General features: G+C 69.4%; 14 protein-coding genes. 13 read left to right on the forward strand and 1 reads right to left on the reverse strand.

The annotated features are described in order from the left end of the window. Window positions 1-8 precede the first annotated feature (8 nt). The 5 genes from ABZ725_RS47815 (at window position 9) to ABZ725_RS47835 (ending at window position 5212) form a co-directional block, all read left to right on the forward strand. Window positions 9-770, forward strand: coding sequence for a DeoR/GlpR family DNA-binding transcription regulator (locus ABZ725_RS47815; protein ID WP_358808652.1), 762 nt, complete (start codon window positions 9-11; stop codon window positions 768-770). Between the two features lie 146 nt (window positions 771-916). After that, window positions 917-2290 (forward strand): sugar ABC transporter substrate-binding protein, encoded by a 1374-nt coding sequence (locus ABZ725_RS47820; protein ID WP_351913326.1) that lies wholly within the window; start codon window positions 917-919, stop codon window positions 2288-2290. Between the two features lie 86 nt (window positions 2291-2376). Continuing rightward, window positions 2377-3342 carry a sugar ABC transporter permease gene (locus tag ABZ725_RS47825; protein ID WP_358808653.1) on the forward strand — a complete coding sequence of 322 codons (966 nt, stop codon included), beginning with the start codon at window positions 2377-2379 and terminating at the stop codon, window positions 3340-3342. Next, window positions 3339-4226, forward strand: coding sequence for a carbohydrate ABC transporter permease (locus tag ABZ725_RS47830; protein ID WP_358808654.1), 888 nt, complete (start codon window positions 3339-3341; stop codon window positions 4224-4226). Before ABZ725_RS47825 ends, ABZ725_RS47830 begins: the two co-directional genes overlap by 4 nt. Next, entirely contained in the window at window positions 4223-5212 is a 990-nt protein-coding gene (locus ABZ725_RS47835; protein ID WP_358808655.1) for a zinc-dependent alcohol dehydrogenase family protein, read from the forward strand. Before ABZ725_RS47830 ends, ABZ725_RS47835 begins: the two co-directional genes overlap by 4 nt. 132 nt (window positions 5213-5344) lie before the next feature. Here ABZ725_RS47835 and ABZ725_RS47840 read toward each other — a convergent pair whose 3' ends face one another. After that, on the reverse strand, window positions 5345-6184 hold the full coding sequence (locus tag ABZ725_RS47840; protein ID WP_358808718.1) for a GntR family transcriptional regulator: 840 nt from the start codon (window positions 6182-6184) through the stop codon (window positions 5345-5347). 285 nt (window positions 6185-6469) lie between these two features. Here ABZ725_RS47840 and ABZ725_RS47845 point away from each other — a divergent pair, with 285 nt between their 5' ends. From ABZ725_RS47845 to ABZ725_RS47880, 8 genes are all read left to right on the forward strand, one after another. Next, window positions 6470-7738, forward strand: a complete 1269-nt coding sequence (locus tag ABZ725_RS47845; RefSeq protein ID WP_358808656.1) for an extracellular solute-binding protein — start codon at window positions 6470-6472, stop codon at window positions 7736-7738. A gap of 32 nt (window positions 7739-7770) precedes the next feature. Further along, a complete protein-coding gene (locus ABZ725_RS47850) occupies window positions 7771-8763 on the forward strand; it encodes a sugar ABC transporter permease (RefSeq protein ID WP_358808657.1) in 993 nt (330 codons plus the stop codon). Beyond that, window positions 8760-9623, forward strand: coding sequence for a carbohydrate ABC transporter permease (locus tag ABZ725_RS47855; RefSeq protein WP_358808658.1), 864 nt, complete (start codon window positions 8760-8762; stop codon window positions 9621-9623). The genes ABZ725_RS47850 and ABZ725_RS47855 overlap by 4 nt, the downstream gene beginning before the upstream one ends. 32 nt (window positions 9624-9655) lie before the next feature. Then, complete coding sequence (locus ABZ725_RS47860) at window positions 9656-11179, forward strand: beta-N-acetylhexosaminidase (RefSeq protein ID WP_358808659.1); 1524 nt, start codon at window positions 9656-9658, stop codon at window positions 11177-11179. A 50-nt stretch (window positions 11180-11229) separates the two neighbouring features. Continuing rightward, entirely contained in the window at window positions 11230-12657 is a 1428-nt protein-coding gene (locus ABZ725_RS47865; RefSeq protein ID WP_358808660.1) for a cellulose binding domain-containing protein, read from the forward strand. 68 nt (window positions 12658-12725) lie between these two features. After that, entirely contained in the window at window positions 12726-13397 is a 672-nt protein-coding gene (locus ABZ725_RS47870; RefSeq protein ID WP_358808661.1) for a response regulator transcription factor, read from the forward strand. Then, window positions 13394-14731: a HAMP domain-containing sensor histidine kinase gene (locus ABZ725_RS47875; protein ID WP_358808662.1), complete on the forward strand. Its 1338-nt coding sequence runs from the start codon at window positions 13394-13396 to the stop codon at window positions 14729-14731. The genes ABZ725_RS47870 and ABZ725_RS47875 overlap by 4 nt, the downstream gene beginning before the upstream one ends. Next, the gene (locus ABZ725_RS47880; protein WP_358808663.1) at window positions 14728-16662 is read left to right on the forward strand and encodes a glycoside hydrolase family 9 protein; all 1935 of its coding nucleotides are present in this window, start codon (window positions 14728-14730) and stop codon (window positions 16660-16662) included. Before ABZ725_RS47875 ends, ABZ725_RS47880 begins: the two co-directional genes overlap by 4 nt. The last annotated feature ends 54 nt before the right edge of the window (window positions 16663-16716 follow it).

The raw sequence follows: 16716 nt of genomic DNA on the forward strand, positions 1-16716 counted from the left end.
GTGTCGCCGTGGACGCCGAAGAACGCCGACGCGCCATTCTGGAGGCGGCGCGCCGCGCCGGCTCTGTGGACGTGGCCAAGATCGCCGCCGACCTGGGCATCTCCAGGGAAACCGTGCGGCGCGACCTGAACCTGCTGGATGCTCACGGACTGGTGCGGCGAACCCACGGCGGCGCCTACCCCGTCGAGAGCGCCGGCTTCGAGACGACACTCTCCTACCGCACCACCAGTCAGGTCGGGGAGAAGTCGCGGATCGCCGCCGCCGCCGTGGAACTGCTCGGTGACGCGGAGACGGTGTACATCGACGAGGGCTACACCCCACAGCTCATCGCCGCTGCTCTGCCTCGCGACCGGCCGCTGACCGTCGTCACCTCCTCCCTCGCCACGGCCGGCACCCTGGCCGCCGTCGAGAGCGTCACCGTGCTGCTACTGGGTGGTCGGGTCCGAGGCGCCACGCTGGCGACAGTCGATCACTGGGCGACCGACATGCTGTCCGGCCTGGTCATCGACCTGGCATACGTCGGTGCGAACGGCATCTCTCGCCACTGGGGGCTCACCACTCCGGACCCCGCGGTGAGCGATGTGAAGGCGCAGGTCATGGCTGTTTCCCGACGCCGGGTGTTCTCGGGCGTCCACAGCAAGTTCGGAGCGACCAGCTTCTGTCGTTTCGCCGAGATCGCCGACTTCGAGGCGATCGTCACCGACACCGGGCTTCCCGCATCCGAAGCCCATCGCTACTTCCTCCTGGGGCCGCAGGTCATCCGGGTTTGACCCGCGTCCTCCTCCTCCCTCCCCGCGTCCTCCTCCTCTCTCCCCGCGTCCTCCTCCTCTCTCCCCCGCGTCTTTCTCCGACCCACCACGCACCCGCACGACCGGGCCTGGGCCTCCCATGCCCTCGAACACCTCTGGAGTCAGCCATGCCCATCCGAAAAATCACCCGTGTCCGGAGAAGCACCCGCGCTGTGCTCGCCGCCGTGGCCGCAGGCACGATGCTGGCCGCGTGCAGCGGGGCCGGCGGGTCGAGCTCCGGAGGCGGGGGCGAAAGCATCAATGTGCTGATGGTCGGCAATCCGCAGATGGAGGACATCGCGAAGCTGACGAAGGACACCTTCACCAAGGACACGGGCATCGACGTGAACTTCACGATCCTTCCCGAGAACGAGCTGCGCGACAAAGTCACCCAGGACATCGCCACCCAGGCCGGCCAGTACGACGTCGCCACGATCGGCGCCTACGAGGTGCCCATCTGGCACAAGAACGGCTGGCTGCACGAACTGAGCTCCTACGCCGAGAAGGACTCGTCCTTCGAAGCGGCCGACCTGCTCAAGCCGATGGTTCAGTCGCTGTCCGGCGACGACGGGAAGCTGTACGCGCTTCCGTTCTACGGTGAGTCCTCGATGCTCATGTACAACAAGGAGGTCATGGCGGAGAAGGGCATCACGGTGCCCGAGAAGCCGACCTGGCAGGAGGTCGCCGACATCGCCGCCAAGGTGGACGGCGCCCGCGCCGGGATGAAGGGCATCTGTCTGCGCGGTCTGGCCGGCTGGGGCGAGCTCGGCGCGCCGCTGACGACCGTGGTCAACACCTTCGGCGGCACCTGGTTCACCAAGGACTGGCAGGCGCAGGTCAACAGTGCGGAGTTCAAGAAGGCGACGAACTTCTACGTCGACCTGGTCAAGGAGCACGGTGAGGTGGGCGCCCCGCAGGCCGGGTTCACCGAGTGCCTGAACGCGCTGAGCCAGGGCAAGGTCGCGATGTGGTACGACGCGACCAGCGCGGCCGGATCGCTGGAGGACCCCAAGTCCAGCAAGATCGCAGGCAAGGTCGGCTACGCGTACGCGCCGGTGGACAGGACGGACAGCTCCGGCTGGCTGTGGACCTGGGCGTGGGCGATGCCGAAGACCACCAAGAAGGCCGACGCCGCCTCGCAGTTCATGCTGTGGGCGTCGAGCAAGAAGTACGAGAACCTCGTCGGCGAGAAGCTCGGCTGGTCGCGTGTTCCCGCCGGGAAGCGAGCCAGCACCTATGAGATCCCCGCGTACAAGAAGGCCGCCGCGGCCTTCGGTGACATCACCCTGAAGTCCATCGAGCAGGCGAACCCGACCGACCCGGGTGTACAGCCGCGGCCCACGGTGGGCGTCCAGTTCGTGGCCGTCCCCGAGTTCCAGGACCTCGGCACCAAGGTGACCCAGGAGATCTCCGCGGCCATCGCCGGCAAGACCAGCGTGGACAAGGCTCTGGACAAGGGCCAGGAGCTCGCAGAGGAAGTCGCCAAGACCTACCAGAAGTGACCCTCGCCGCCCGGTCGGCCGCCGACGCCGGCCGGGCACCGCTTCCCCATCCCTCGGCCGTCACCGGCCGGTTCAAGGACCCCCTCATGACCACGCTCACTCCCGCGCCCGCAGCGGTGCGCACATCCCCTCCACGTCAGTCCGGCAAGCGTGAAACGGCGCAGAAGTGGCGGCGGCGCCTCCCACTGCTGCCCGCGCTGATCTTCACGGTCATCGTGACGCAGCTGCCCTTCGTGGCCACACTGATCATCTCCACCCTCCGGTGGAACATCCTCAAGCCCGGCGAGAGACACTTCACCGGCCTGTCCAACTACGCCTTCGTCTTCACCGACGAGAGACTGCGCACGGCGGTGCTCAACACCATCGTGCTCACCGCGTCGGTGGTCGTCGTCAGCGTGGCGCTGGGGCTGGGTCTCGCGCTCCTCCTCGACCGCCGCTTCCCCGGCCGGGGCCTGGCCCGCACGCTGCTCATCGCCCCGTTCCTGGTGATGCCCGTCGCGGCCGCGCTGCTGTGGAAGCACGCCATCTACAACCCCGACTACGGCCTCCTCAACGGCACCCTGAACGCCGTCTACCGCCTCTTCGGAGCCGAGAGCGGCCCCACCGTCGACTGGGTGTCGAACTCGGCGATGCCCGCCGTCGTCGTCGCGCTGGTGTGGCAGTGGACGCCGTTCATGATGCTGATCCTGCTGGCCGGGCTCCAGGCCCAGCCCGGCGACGTGCTGGAGGCCGCCCGGGTGGACGGTGCCTCGGCGCTGCAGACCTTCCGCCACATCACGCTGCCGCATCTGCGCCAGTACATCGAGCTGGGTGTCCTGCTCGGCACGATCTACGTCGTGCAGACCTTCGACGCGGTCTTCACCATCACCCAGGGCGGCCCCGGCTCGCAGACGACCAACCTGCCCTACGAGATCTACCTGACCATGTTCCGCAAGTACGAGTACGGCGAGGCGGCCGCCGCCGGTGTGGTCGTGGTGATCGGTTCCATCGTCGTCGCCACGTTCGCCCTGCGCACCATCGCGTCCCTGTTCCGCGAGGAGGTCTCCCGATGACCGCGCACGCGGCAGTCGCCGCCCCCAGGGCCGGGCTCAGGAAGTTCCTCCGCCGCAAGGACGACCACGGCGGTCCGCCGCGGCTGACACCGGGGTGGACCTTCGTCGCCTGGCTCGCCACCCTGGCCTTCTTCGCCCCGGTGGCGTGGATGGTGCTGACCAGCTTCCACCAGGAGGCCGACGCCGCCACCAACCCGCCCAGCCTGTTCGCGCCCCTCACCCTGGACCAGTACGAGCTGCTGCTGGGCCGGGACATCACCCCGTACCTCCTCAACTCGGCCATGGCGAGCGTGTTTTCGACGCTGCTCGTCCTCGCCTTCGCGGTGCCGGCGGCCTACGCGCTGTCCATCAAGCCGGTCGAGAAGTGGACCGACGTGATGTTCTTCTTCCTGTCGACGAAGTTCCTCCCGGCCATCGCGGCGCTGCTGCCGGTGTATCTGATCGTCAAGGACGCCGGGATGCTGGACAACGTCTGGACGCTGATCATCCTCTACACCGCCATGAACCTGCCGATCGCGGTGTGGATGATGCGCTCCTTCCTCGCCGAGGTCCCCAAGGAGATCCTGGAAGCCGCCGAGGTCGACGGCGCCGGCCTGCCCACCGTGCTGCTGCGCATCGTCGGCCCGGTCGCCATGCCAGGACTCGCCGCCACCGCGCTGATCTGCTTCATCTTCAGCTGGAACGAGTTCCTCTTCGCCGTCAACCTCACCGCGACCAACGCCTCCACCGCCCCGGTGTTCCTCGTCGGGTTCATCACCAACGAGGGCCTCTTCCTGGCCCGTCTGTGCGCCGCCGCCACCCTGGTGTCCCTGCCCGTCCTCATCGCAGGCTGGGCCGCCCAGGACAAGCTGGTTCGCGGCCTGTCCCTAGGAGCAGTCAAGTGAAAGCCGCCGTCATCGAAGCCCCCGGCAAGGTCACCGTCACCACGGTCCCCGATCCCACCCCCGGGCCGCGAGAGGTCGTCGTGGACGTGGCCGTCTGCGGGCTGTGCGGCACGGATCTGCACATCCTCCAGGGCGAGTTCGCCCCCAGGCTGCCCATCGTCCCCGGCCATGAGTTCGCCGGAGAGGTCGTCGGCATCGGCGCCGAGGTCACCGAACTCGCCGTCGGCGACCGGGTCGCCGTCGACCCCTCGCTGTACTGCAACGAGTGCCGCTACTGCCGCAACGGCCGCAACAACCTCTGCGACCGGTGGGCCGCGATCGGCGTCACCGTCGCCGGCGGCGCCGCGGAATACGCCGTGGCCCCCGTCGCCAACTGCGTCCGGCTGCCCGAACATGTCGACGTGGCGGACGCCGCCCTCATCGAGCCGCTGTCCTGCGCGGTCCGCGGATACGACGTGCTCAATGCCAAGGTGGGAGCGAAGGTACTCATCTACGGCAGCGGCACCATGGGCCTGATGATGCTGGAGCTGGCCAAGCGCACCGGCGCCGCTTCGGTGGACGTCATCGATCTCAACCCCGAGCGCCTCGCCACAGCCGAGAAGCTGGGCTGCTCGAGGGCGGCTGCCTCGGCGGAGGAGTTCCAGCAGCCCGGCGGCTGGGAGGTGGTGATCGACGCGACCGGCAACGCGGCCGCCATCCAGGACGGCCTGGACCGCGTCGCGAAGGCGGGCACGTTCCTGCAGTTCGGCGTCGCGGACTACGCGACGACGGCGACCATCTCGCCCTACCGCATCTACAACCAGGAGATCACCATCACCGGTTCCATGGCCGTCCTGCACAGCTTCGAACGCGCGGCGGACCTCTTCGCCGCCGGAGTGCTCGACCCCCAGGTGTTCATCAGCCACCGTCTGCCGCTGGACGACTACCCGCAGGCACTCGCCCAGTTCGCGGCGGGCCAGGGCCGGAAGATCGTCATAGCGCCCTGACATAGGGGGCTGTACCTCGTGGCCACTGCGGCCCGTACCAGTGAACCGCGTCCGGCACGCTCCGGCACGCTCCGGTACGGGCCGCACGCACGCTGCGGTCACCGGCGATCAGCCGGTGCTCGGTCAAGTGGCCTACGGTGCCGACTGGATGTCCCCGCGTGTGGAGGACGCGATGGTGTCGCGGTGGGCGAAGTCGCCCGGGGGGATGCCGGGGTGGTGTCCCAGCCGGGCCGGCGGTGCCGCGGCCGAGGGGCCGAGGGTGAGCCGGGAGACGATGCGGTAGCGGTCGCCGCGGTAGATCGAGTGGACGTATTCGACGGGCTGACCCGTGGTGTCCGAGGTGAGCCGCTCGAAGAGCAGCGCCGGGGACAGCTCGGGCACGTCGAGCAGCTCGGCCTCGGCCCGGGTGACGACGGTCGGCTCGATCGCCTGCACGGCCTCCTGAACGTGCACGCCGTGCTGTTCGCGCAGGTGCTCGTACAGGTCGCCGGCTTCCAGTTCCTGGGCGGACAGGGCGGGGACCAGATCGGCCCTGATGTGCAGATGCTCGATGGCCATCGGAGCGCCGTCGACCAGGCGCAGCCGTGCCACGTACACGATCTCGGCGGCCGGTGACAGGCGCAGTCTGCGGCCCACGCGCGCGCCTGCCGGGATGGTGGTGAACTCCAGCAGGCGGCTCGACCAGGTCCCGGAGGCCTGAGGCACCGTCATGGCCTGCTGACCGGAGACGAGTTCCTGGGTGATCTTCTCGGGTGCTACGAACATGCCGCGACCGTGTTCCCGTACCAGCAGCCCCGCGGCGACGAGCTCGTCGACCGCCGCGCGCAGGGTCGGACGGGACACACCCAGCTGGGCGCACAGGGCACGCTCGGAGGGGATCGCGTCCCCCGGACGGTGTGACTCCACGAGGTCGAGGATGAAGTCGCGGACCCGCTCCCGTTTGAGCACCGCACCTGGCTCGTCGGCCTTCATTGCATCGGCCTCCATGTTGCACTCCCTCATACGCGGAATCCCCGGTTAAGCACTTGACCAGTTGACCAGTGGTCGCCCGCAACGACCTTCCCCGTCGGGGAAGTGTAACTGCCGCCGATCGGTGATCGTCCAGATACCGGCTGGCCTGCGCGCCAAAACCCTTCTGCGCACAGGGGGTTGACGCCCCCAATTGGTCTATGCCACCTTCATCCCCACGTCAACAGGTGAGCTGCCCAGTGGACTTCACTGGTCAGGTGGTCAGGTCATGTCCTCCCGAGGTGAACCGTGAAGCTCCGCTTGTTTGCCGGTGTGTCCGTGCTCGTGGTGACGGCCGGGCTGAGTGCCTGCAGTAGCTCCTCCGATACCTCCGGCGAAAGCTCCGGCGGGAGCACCACCATCGACGTCTGGCTGATGCGCGACAGTGTCTCGGCCGCGTTCCAGAACGACTTCGTCAAGGGCTTCGAGGCCGCTCACCCGGACATCGAGGTCAAGGTGCAGATCCAGGAGTGGGACGGCATCGGCGAGAAGGTCACCGCGGCCCTCGCCAGCAACGACGCACCGGACGTCATCGAAACCGGCAACACCCAGGTCGCCCAGTTCGCGCAGAGCGGGGGCCTGCTCGACCTCAGCGACAAGGTCGACGAACTCGGCGGGCAGGACTGGCTCAAGGGCCTTGCCGAGCCGGGCGCCTACGAGGGCAAGCAGTACGGCATTCCGTACTACGCCGCCAACCGCGTCGTCATCTACCGCACCGACCTCTTCAAGAAGGCGGGCATCGACGCGGCCGCCATCAAGACCCGCGACCAGTGGATCGCCGCCACCGAGAGCCTCAACACCGGCGACACGCAGGGCATTTACCTGCCCGGCCAGAACTGGTTCACCCTCGCAGGCTTCGTCTGGGACGAGGGCGGCGACCTCGCCCTCGAGTCCGGCGGCAAGTGGAAGGGCAGCCTGGACACCCCCGAGGCGATCCGTGGCATGGAGTTCTACGCGAAACTCCAGGCCCTGGGCAGGGGTCCCAAGGACTCCGACGAGGCCAATCCCCCGCAGGCGGACGTCATGGCCAAGGGGAAGGTGGCCCAGGTCATCTCGTCTCCCGGCGGCGCCACCGCAGTCATCGAGAACAACCCCGAACTGAAGGGCAAACTCGGTTTCTTCCCGATCCCGGGGAAGACCGCCGCCACACCCGGCGCGGTCTTCACCGGCGGCTCCGACCTCGTCATCCCCACGGCCTCCGCCAAACCGGACGCGGCCTACACCTTCATCAAGGAACTCACCGGCGGCGCCTGGCAGAAGAAGCTTGCCGTCGCCATGAGCTACGTCCCGAACAAGACCACCCTGGCCGGCGCGGTCGCCTCCGACCCGGGTGCCGCGGCCATGGCGGTCGGCGCGGCCGAGGGCCACGCCACGCCCAACACCCCCGGCTGGGCCGCCGTGGAGGCCAAGAACCCGATCAAGGACTACATGACGGCCGTACTCACCGGAGGCGACCCCCGGAAGGAAGCCGTCACCGCGTCCGAGGCCATCACCGCGGCGATGAACTCCGGCTCCTGAACTGTCGTCCCCGCACCGGAAGGAGGAGCGCCGTGTCGGCCGCCGTCCGAGAACAGACCGCCCGTCGTCCATCGATCGGCACCGGGCCGCCCCGGCGCTCCCCCGGCCCGGGACCGCGCCGCCCGTCGAGGATCGCAGGCCGTGGGATCTGGCCGTACGTCCTGATCGCGCCCGCCGTCCTCGGCACGCTCTACCTGCTCGTGTACCCCCTGGTCCGTGCCGTGGTGATCTCGCTCCAGGACTTCGGACTGCGCCAACTCATCCTGGGCGACGCACAGTTCGTCGGGTTCAAGAACTACGAGACGCTGCTGGGCGACGGCCGCTTCTGGGAGGTCGTGCGCCGCACCTTCCTCTTCATGGCGGTCGACGTCGTCCTGATCATGGTGCTGTCCACGCTGGTCGCGCTGATGATCGAGCGCCTAGGCCGGTTCGGCCGCACCGCCGTCCTCAGCGCGCTCGTGCTGACCTGGGCGATGCCCGTCGTCTCGGCGACCACCGTCTTCCAGTGGCTGTTCCACTCGGAGTTCGGCATCGTCAACGCGGCACTGACGGCGATGGGCTTCGAGTCCTTCGAGCGCTACCCCTGGTTCGCGCACGGTCCGGCCGCCTTCGCCATCGTGGTCGTACTCGTCGTGTGGCAGTCCGTGCCCTTCGCGGCGATCACCCTGTACTCGGCCCTCACCACCGTCCCCACCGAGCTGTACGAGTCGGCGCGGCTCGACGGGGCGTCGGGGCCGCGGATCTTCCGCTCCATCACCTTCCCCCTGGTCCGGCCGATCTTCATGCTCGTGCTCTCGCTCGAAGTGATCTGGACGTTCAAGGCGTTCGTCCAGATCTGGGTGATGACCAACGGCGGGCCCGGCGACGCGACCACGATCCTGCCCGTGTACGCGGTGCAGACCGCGCTGTCGAGCCAGCGCTACGACCTCGGGTCGGCGGCTTCCATGGTCACCGTCGTGCTGATGTCGGGCGTGCTCGTCTTCTACTTCCGCCAGATGTTCCGCCAGGAGGACGAGCTCGCATGAGCACGACTCGCCCGGTCACCACCCGGCCCCGCATCCGACGCATCCGCCGTCTGCCCCTCAACGCCGCCGCCGTCGTCACGGTCGTCGTCTGTCTGTTCCCGGTCTACTGGATGGTCGCCACCGCGTTCACCCCGACCCGCGACATCCAGTCCGACAGCCCCCGGTTCATTCCGGAGAGTTGGACGCTCGACCACTTCCGCACCGCCGTCGGTGCCGCCGGCTTCGGCCTGTTCTGGCGCAACAGCATCCTCGTCACGCTGAGCGCCGTCCTGCTCGCTCTCGTCATCGCGCTCGGCGCCGCCTACGCGGTCGCCCGGATGAGGTGGAAGGGGCGCCGGCAGTTCATGCTCATGGTCTTCATCGCCCAGATGGCGCCCTGGGAGTCACTGATCATCCCGGTCTACATCATCTCCCGGGACACCGACATGCTCGACCGACTGCCGACCCTGACCCTCGTCTACTTCATGATGACGCTGCCCTTCACCGTCATCGTCCTGCGCGGCTTCATCGCCACGATCCCCCCGGAGCTGGAGGAGTCCGCCCAGGTCGACGGCTGCACCCGGCTCGGCGCGTTCCGGCACGTGGCGTTCCCGCTGCTGGCATCAGGTCTGATGGCCACTTCGCTGTTCGGCTACATCACGGCCTGGAACGAGTTCACGTACGCCAACTTCCTGATCATCAAGCAGCAGGACAACCGCACCCTGCCCGTGTGGCTGTCCTCGTTCCAGAACGTCTTCGGCACCGACTGGGGCGCCACCATGGCCGCCTCGACTCTCTTCGCCGTCCCGGCACTTGTGGTGTTCCTGCTGCTCCAGCGCCACGTCACCTCCGGCTTCGCGGCCGGAGCGGTCAAGGGCTGACCACCCACACGACCCCGTTCCGGAGATGATCCATGCCCCCACTCGTACCGCGTCCCACGGAGGCCGCGTTCCGGCCCGGCCACTTCACCCTCGACGACGACACCGCGCTGCACATCGGCGCAGGAGCCGAACCGGCCGCGGAACTGCTGCGCACCCTGCTCTCCCCCGCCACCGGACTGTCCCTACGCCCCTCCCCGGACGGCCGGTTCACCCTGGCGCTCGACCCCGGCCTCGGCGACCTGGGCGGCCTCGGCGAAGAGGGATACGTCCTCATCGTCGACCCGCACGCCGTACTGCTACGCGCCGCGCACCCCACCGGCCTGCTGCGCGGTATCCAGACGATCCGTCAACTCCTGCCCCCACAAGCCCTGTCGGAGATCCCGCAGCCCGGTACGCGGTGGCTGCTGCCGTGCGTCGACATCACCGACGTCCCGCATCACCCCTGGCGCGGCGCGATGCTGGACGTGGCCCGCCACTTCCAGCCCGTCTCCTATCTGCGCCGGTACGTCGACCTGCTGGCCCTGCACAAGATCAGCGTGTTCCATCTGCATCTCACCGACGACCAGGGCTGGCGCATGCCCGTCGCCGCCTACCCCAAGCTCACCGAGATCGGCGGCCACCGCGCCGAGTCACAGATCGGTCCGGCGGGCAGCGGCACGTACGACGGCGTCCCGCACGGCGGGTCGTACACGCGGGCCGAACTCACCGATCTGGTCCGGTACGCGGCCGCGCGCGGCGTCACCGTCATGCCGGAGATAGAGATGCCCGGACATGTACGCGCCGCCCTCGCCGCCTACCCCCAGCTGGGCAACCACCCGGAGCGCACCCTCGACGTCTGGACGCGCTGGGGCGTGTGCGACACCGTTCTCGGCGTCCACGACGAGGTCCTCGACTTCTGCCGAACCGTCCTCGACGAGGTCATGGACGTCTTCCCCTCGCCGTACATCCACGTCGGCGGCGAGGAGTGCCCCACCGCCGAGTGGACGCACAGCGTCGCCGCACGCGAACGGGCGGCGGCGGAGGGCCTGCCGAACCCCGAGGCGCTGCACGGCTGGTTCCTCGGACAGATCGGCGACTTCCTGGTCCGCAACGGACGCCACCCGGTCGGCTGGGCCGAGACCGGCGCGGAACTGCCCCTGGACTTCACCGTGATGACCTGGCGCGATCCGTCCCACACCCTGGCGGCGGCCCGTCGCGGCCACCCCGTGGTCAGCGCGTATCACCGGGCCACCTACCTCGACTACGCCCAGTCCGACGACCCGCACGAGCCGCCGGCCCAGCCCGGAACGGTCGTCGACCTGCGCGCCGTCCATGACCATGACCCCGTGCCCGAGGACGCCGACATCGAGACGGCCGGGCGGGTGCTCGGCACCCAGGTCCAGCTATGGACCGAGTTCGTCTCCACGCCCGCCCACATCGAGTACCTCACCTACCCGCGGCTGTGTGCCCTCGCCGACCGCGGCTGGAGCGGCGCGACGGACTGGGCCGACTTCCGCTCCCGCCTCGACGGGCACACGGCCCGGCTCGACGCGCTCGGCGTCCGGCGCCACCCCTGACCCCATCCGATTCCGGGAATCACCCCCACCTTTTCTGGAAGGGAACCACCATGAGATTCACCAAGAACCGGCTGCGCGCCACCGCATCCGCCGCCGTCGCGGTGGCCCTCGGCGCCGCCGCGCTCACCGCACTCCCGACCACCGCGAGCGCGGCCGGCGACGGGCTGAGCGTCCAGTACCGCACGAGCGCCACGGGAGCCACCGCCGACCAGTCCGAACCCTGGTTCAAGGTGAAGAACACCGGCACGACGACCGTGCAGCTCGCGAACGTCAAGATCCGCTACTACTTCAAGGCCGACTCGGCGAGCGCGACCTACCGCTTCGCCTGCTCCTGGGCCGTCAAGGGCTGCGCCAACGTCACGGGCACCTTCGGCACACTCGCCAACCCGACCGCCACCGCCGACCGCTACCTGGAGATCGGCTTCACCTCCGGTGCCGGCTCGCTCGCCCCGGGCGCCGACACGAGTGACATGCAGCTGCGCTTCTACCGGTCGACGTGGCAGACGCTGAAGCAGAGCGACGACTACTCCTTCGGCGCCTCCCAGACCTCGTACGGCGACTGGTCCAAGGTCACGGCCCAGCTGTCCGGCACCACCCGGTGGGGCACGGCCCCCACGGGCAACGACCCGACGAACCCGCCCACCGATCCGCCGACCGATCCTCCGACGGACGACGCCACGCTGTTCGACGACTTCAACTACAGCAGCCACAGCGACCCGAAGATCTCGGCGAACGGCTGGAGCGTGCGCTCCAACTCCGGCGGCCCCGGCGTGTCCGGCGCCACCTGGGCACCCGAGAACGTCACCTTCGCCACCACGAGCGGCAACTCCATCATGAACCTGGAGACCTCGACCTCCGGCACCGGAGCGAGCACCGAACAGACCGAGATCCTCACCCGGGCGAGGAAGTTCAAGAACGGCACCTACGCGGCCCGCGTCAAGTTCAACGACGCGCCCAAGTACGGTCCGGACGGCGACCACCTCGTCCAGACGTTCTTCACCATCAACGACCTCACCGCCCCGCTGGCGGACGACTACGCCGAGTACGACTTCGAGTACCTGCCCAACGGCGGCTGGGGCGAGCCGTCGAACATCCTCTACACGACGTCCTGGGAGACCTACCAGGCCGACCCGTGGGTGGCGGTCAACCAGCACACCGAGAGCCGCCAGAGCTACGCCGGCTGGCACGACCTGGTGCTGACCATCGACAACAGCACCATCAAGTACTACATCGACGGCCGGCTCTTCGGCACGCATGACTCCGCGTACCTGCCGGAGCGGCCGATGTCGATCAACTTCAACCAGTGGCTGATCGACTTCGGCGGCCTGACCAGCAGCACCGCGCGGGCGTACGACCAGCAGGTCGACTACGTCCTGCACGTCAAGGACCAGGTCCTCACGCCCGCCCAGGTCACCGCCAAGGTGACGGCGTACCGCAGCGCGGGCACCACGTTCCAGGACACCGTCCCCAGCAGCTGATCCCCGTGCACGGCGCCGGGGTCCGGTGGATCAACGGGCCCCGGCCCACACCGTCTAAGCTCCGGGCCATGCGCGTATTGGTCCTGGAGGACGACCCCGAACTGGGACCCGTCGTCGCTGCTCAGCTGCGTGGTGAGGGGTTCGCGGTGGACCTCGCGCGGACTCTGGCCGAAGCGGATCTCAAACTCTCCGTCAACAGCTACGACTGTGTCGTGGCCGACCGCTCGGTCCCGGACGGCGACTCGCTCACACTGCTCGCCGCACACCGGCGGACGGGATCGGCGCTGCCCTTTCTGCTCCTGACGGCGCTGGACGCGGTGAGCGACCGGGTGGCCGGCTTCGAGCACGGGGCGGACGACTACCTGGTCAAGCCCTTCGCCTTCGCCGAACTGGTCGTGCGGGTGCGTGCGTTGTGCCGCAGGGAGCAGCCCGCGCGACTTCCGGTGCTGCGGGCCGGTGATCTGGAGGTCGATCTGCCTCGGCGCCGGGTGTCCAGGGCCGGGGTGCTGCTCAGCCTGTCCGCCAAGGAGTTCGCGGTGCTGGAAGTGCTCATGCTGCGCGCGGGCGAGGTGGTGACGCGCACCGAGCTGATCGAGAGCTGCTGGGACGAGGCGAGCGAGCCGATGTCCAACGTGGTGGATGTGCTGATCGGCCAGCTGCGGCGGCGGCTCGGGCCGCCCGATCCGATCGGGACGGTGCGTGGCGTCGGCTATCGGCTGGGCGACGGGACGCAGGCATGATCCGCCAGGACTCCCCTTCACCAGCTGTGGCCCGGCTGCGGCGTACCCGCCGGTTGATGACCCTCCTCTTCGCCTCGACGACCGCCGCCTGTCTCGTCGTACTCGCCACTGTAGCCATCCGTATCGACGCCGGATCCCGCCGTTCCGGCCTCGACCACGAGGTCGGCAGCCGCGCCGTCGGCCTGTCGCGGGCGGTCTGGTTCGACGCGGGGACACTGCACCTGGAGCCGCTGCGCGAGGACGAACTCGCGCGGGGCGCACAGGTGTCGGCCGTCCTGCAGGCGATACCGGGAGAGTCGCCGTCGGTTCGCAACGTCGCTCCCGGGCGCTCGGCGCTGCCCGGTCAGGACCGGCTCGACCAGGTCTGGCAGAGAGTCCTGGAGGAACAGGACACCGTCCTGCTCAGCGCCCCGTCCTCCGAGGGCGGGCGGCTGAGGTGGGCGGCTGCTCCGGTCTGGGACGGCGACCGGATCGGGGCGGCCGTGCTGGTCGGCACGGAGCTGGCACGCAGCGAACGCGATCACGACGTCCTCGTGCGCTGGCTGGCGCTCGGCTGCACGGCCCTGGTCTGCTGCGCGGCGGCCGTCGGACACCTGCTGTCCGGCCGGGCCATGCGTCCCGCCCTGCGTGGGCTGGGGCAACAGGAGCAGTTCCTGGCGGAAGCGGCGCATGAGCTGCGTACGCCGTTGGCGACGCTGCGGCTGGTGGTGGAGCGGGGTGGTTCGTCCGACGAGGCCCTGCGGCTGGTGGACCGGCTGAGCCGACTGGTCACCGGGCTGCTCGCCAGGGCCCGTATGGAGGCCGGTGCGCAGCGGGTCGACCTGGTGCCCCTGCGCCTCGACCAGCTGGTGGAGACCACGGTCGAGGAGCTGCCGGACCATGAGAGCGTCACGGTGAGTTCCGAGCCGGTGGTGGTGCTCGGGGATCCCGACCTGCTGGCCCAGGCGGTACGGAACCTGGTGGAGAACGCTCAGCGGCACGGTGGCCCGGCCGGGTCGCCGGTGGAGGTCACCGTCACACCGGGCCTCGTCGCGGTCCGCGATCATGGAGCGGGTGTGCCGCTCGCGGACCGGGAGCGGGTCTTCGCCCGGGGTGTCACCGGCGCATCCGGAACCACCTCGGGAACGGGAACCGCCTCGGGAACAGGAGCCGCTTCGGGAACAGGGGCGGGGCTCGCCATCGCCCGCTGGGTCGCCGAGCTGCATCACGGCACCGCTCGCCTCGCGGACGCGCCCGGAGGCGGCCTGCTCGCCGAGCTTCGGCTGCCGACGGACCCGGCCCGCGCGTCGTCCTCATCCTCATCTCATGAAGGCCGCGGCACAGTGGGCGCATGAACTCATCGCTCACCCCTCGGCTGCTGGTCGGCACCGCCGCGGGACTTGGCGCCCTGCTCCTCGCCGTGAACCTGCACGGCCTGCCCTTCGGCGGCGACACCAGGCCTGCCTCGACCAAGGTGGCCATTCGGGTCGACCAGGTCGGCTATGTCCGCGGCGAGGCGAAGCAGGCCTACGTCATGGGGCCCAAGGCGGTTCTCGCGGGAGCGCGCTTCAAGGTCGTCGACGCCGAGAACAAGGTCGTCACGGCGGGGCGGCTCGGAGCCGTCACCGGCCGCTGGAACGCCAAGTACCCCTCGGTGCGCACCGCCGACCTCTCCGCGCTGAACACCCCCGGCACCTACCGCATCGTCCTGACCGGGACCGCGGCCGGCCGCTCCCCCGCGTTCCGGATCGCCGACGCCGACGAGCTGATGACCCCGCTCGTCCGCGACAACGTCCGTTTCCTCCAGGCGCAGCGCGACGGAGCCGACGTGCTGCCCGGTGCCTTGCAGCACGGGCCTTCCCATCTGGCCGACGAGGACGCGACGGTCTACGCCGACCCGGAATACGACGAGGAGGGCACCGAACTCCTCGATGAGCAGCTGACCCCGACCGGCGACCAGGTCGACGTCTCCGGAGGCTGGTTCGACGCGGGGGACTTCCTCAAGTTCACCGGCACCACCTCCTACGCGGTCGCCGAACTCCTGCTCGCCGAGCGCGACCTGCCGGACATGACCGAGCTCTCCGCCGAGGCCTCGCACGGGCTGGACTGGGTGGACAGCATGTGGGACGAGGACCGCGAAACCCTCTACGCCCAGGTCGGCGTCGGCGTGGGAAATGACGCCGTACGGACGGATCACGACGTGTGGCGGCTTCCGGAGGCCGACGACCGCCTCGATGTGTCCCCCGGTGACCCGGACTACACGATCAAGCACCGGCCGGTGTTCCGCGCGGCCGACCCGGGCGAGCCGATCAGCCCCAACCTGGCGGGCCGGGTGGCCGCGGTCTTCGCCCTCGCCGCACAACGTGCGGCCGACACAGACCCGGAGGAGGCCCAGGCCTGGCTGGACAAGGCCGCCGCCGTCTACGACCTGGCCGACCCCGAGCCCGACCCCGACGAACCCCTCCTCACCGCGTTCCCCGACGCCTTCTATCCCGAGGACTCCTGGCAGGACGACATGGAGTTCGGCGGTGCGGAACTGGCCTTGGCCGCACGGGAACTCGGGGACGACCGGGAGGGCGACTGGGCCGACGCCGCGGCCGGTTGGGCCAGTGCCTATCTGGACTCCGACGTTCAGGGCACCCTCGGCGTCGCAGACGTCAGCGCCCTGGCCCACGCTGACCTGGCCACCGTCCTGAACGGAACCCGGGCGAACGGCATCGGGGCCGAGGAGCTGTACGAGGACCTGCGCCGCCAGTTGGAGGACGGAGTCACCCGCGCCGGGCACGACCCCTTCCGTGCAGGCGCTGTCTACGACGACTTCGACGCCGTACCGCACACCTTCGGGCTGGTGGCCACCGCCCGCCTCTACGCCAAGGCGACCGGGGACACGCGCTACGCGGCCTTCGCCGGCCGGCAGCGCGGCTGGGCCCTCGGCGCCAACCCCTGGGGAACCAGCTTCATGATCGGCACGGGCGAGGTCTACCCGCACTGCCCGGAACACCAGCTGGCCAACCTCAGGGGCAGCAACGACGGCAAGGGCGCCATCCTGCGGGGCGCCGTGGTCAACGGCCCCAACGCCGCCTCGAAGCTGGAGGAGTTGAACGGCTTCCCGACCATGAAGAAGTGCACGGCCGCCCCGCCGTCAGGAGCCTGGACCGACTTCGACGGCAAGGGTTCGCGGTACGTCGACGACGTGGGCGCCTGGCAGACCGTGGAACCCGCACTGGACTTCACGACGACGGCACTGCTGGCCTTCGCCCTGACCGCAGAAGGCGAAGGCCAGTAGTCCCGGCGCTCCGGTCTCGTACCCGCAGATGTACAGGAGGCGGGACGGATGTTC

The sequence above is a fragment of the Streptomyces sp. NPDC006872 genome (assembly GCF_040635845.1).
Taxonomy (GTDB): Bacteria; Actinomycetota; Actinomycetes; order Streptomycetales; family Streptomycetaceae; genus Streptomyces.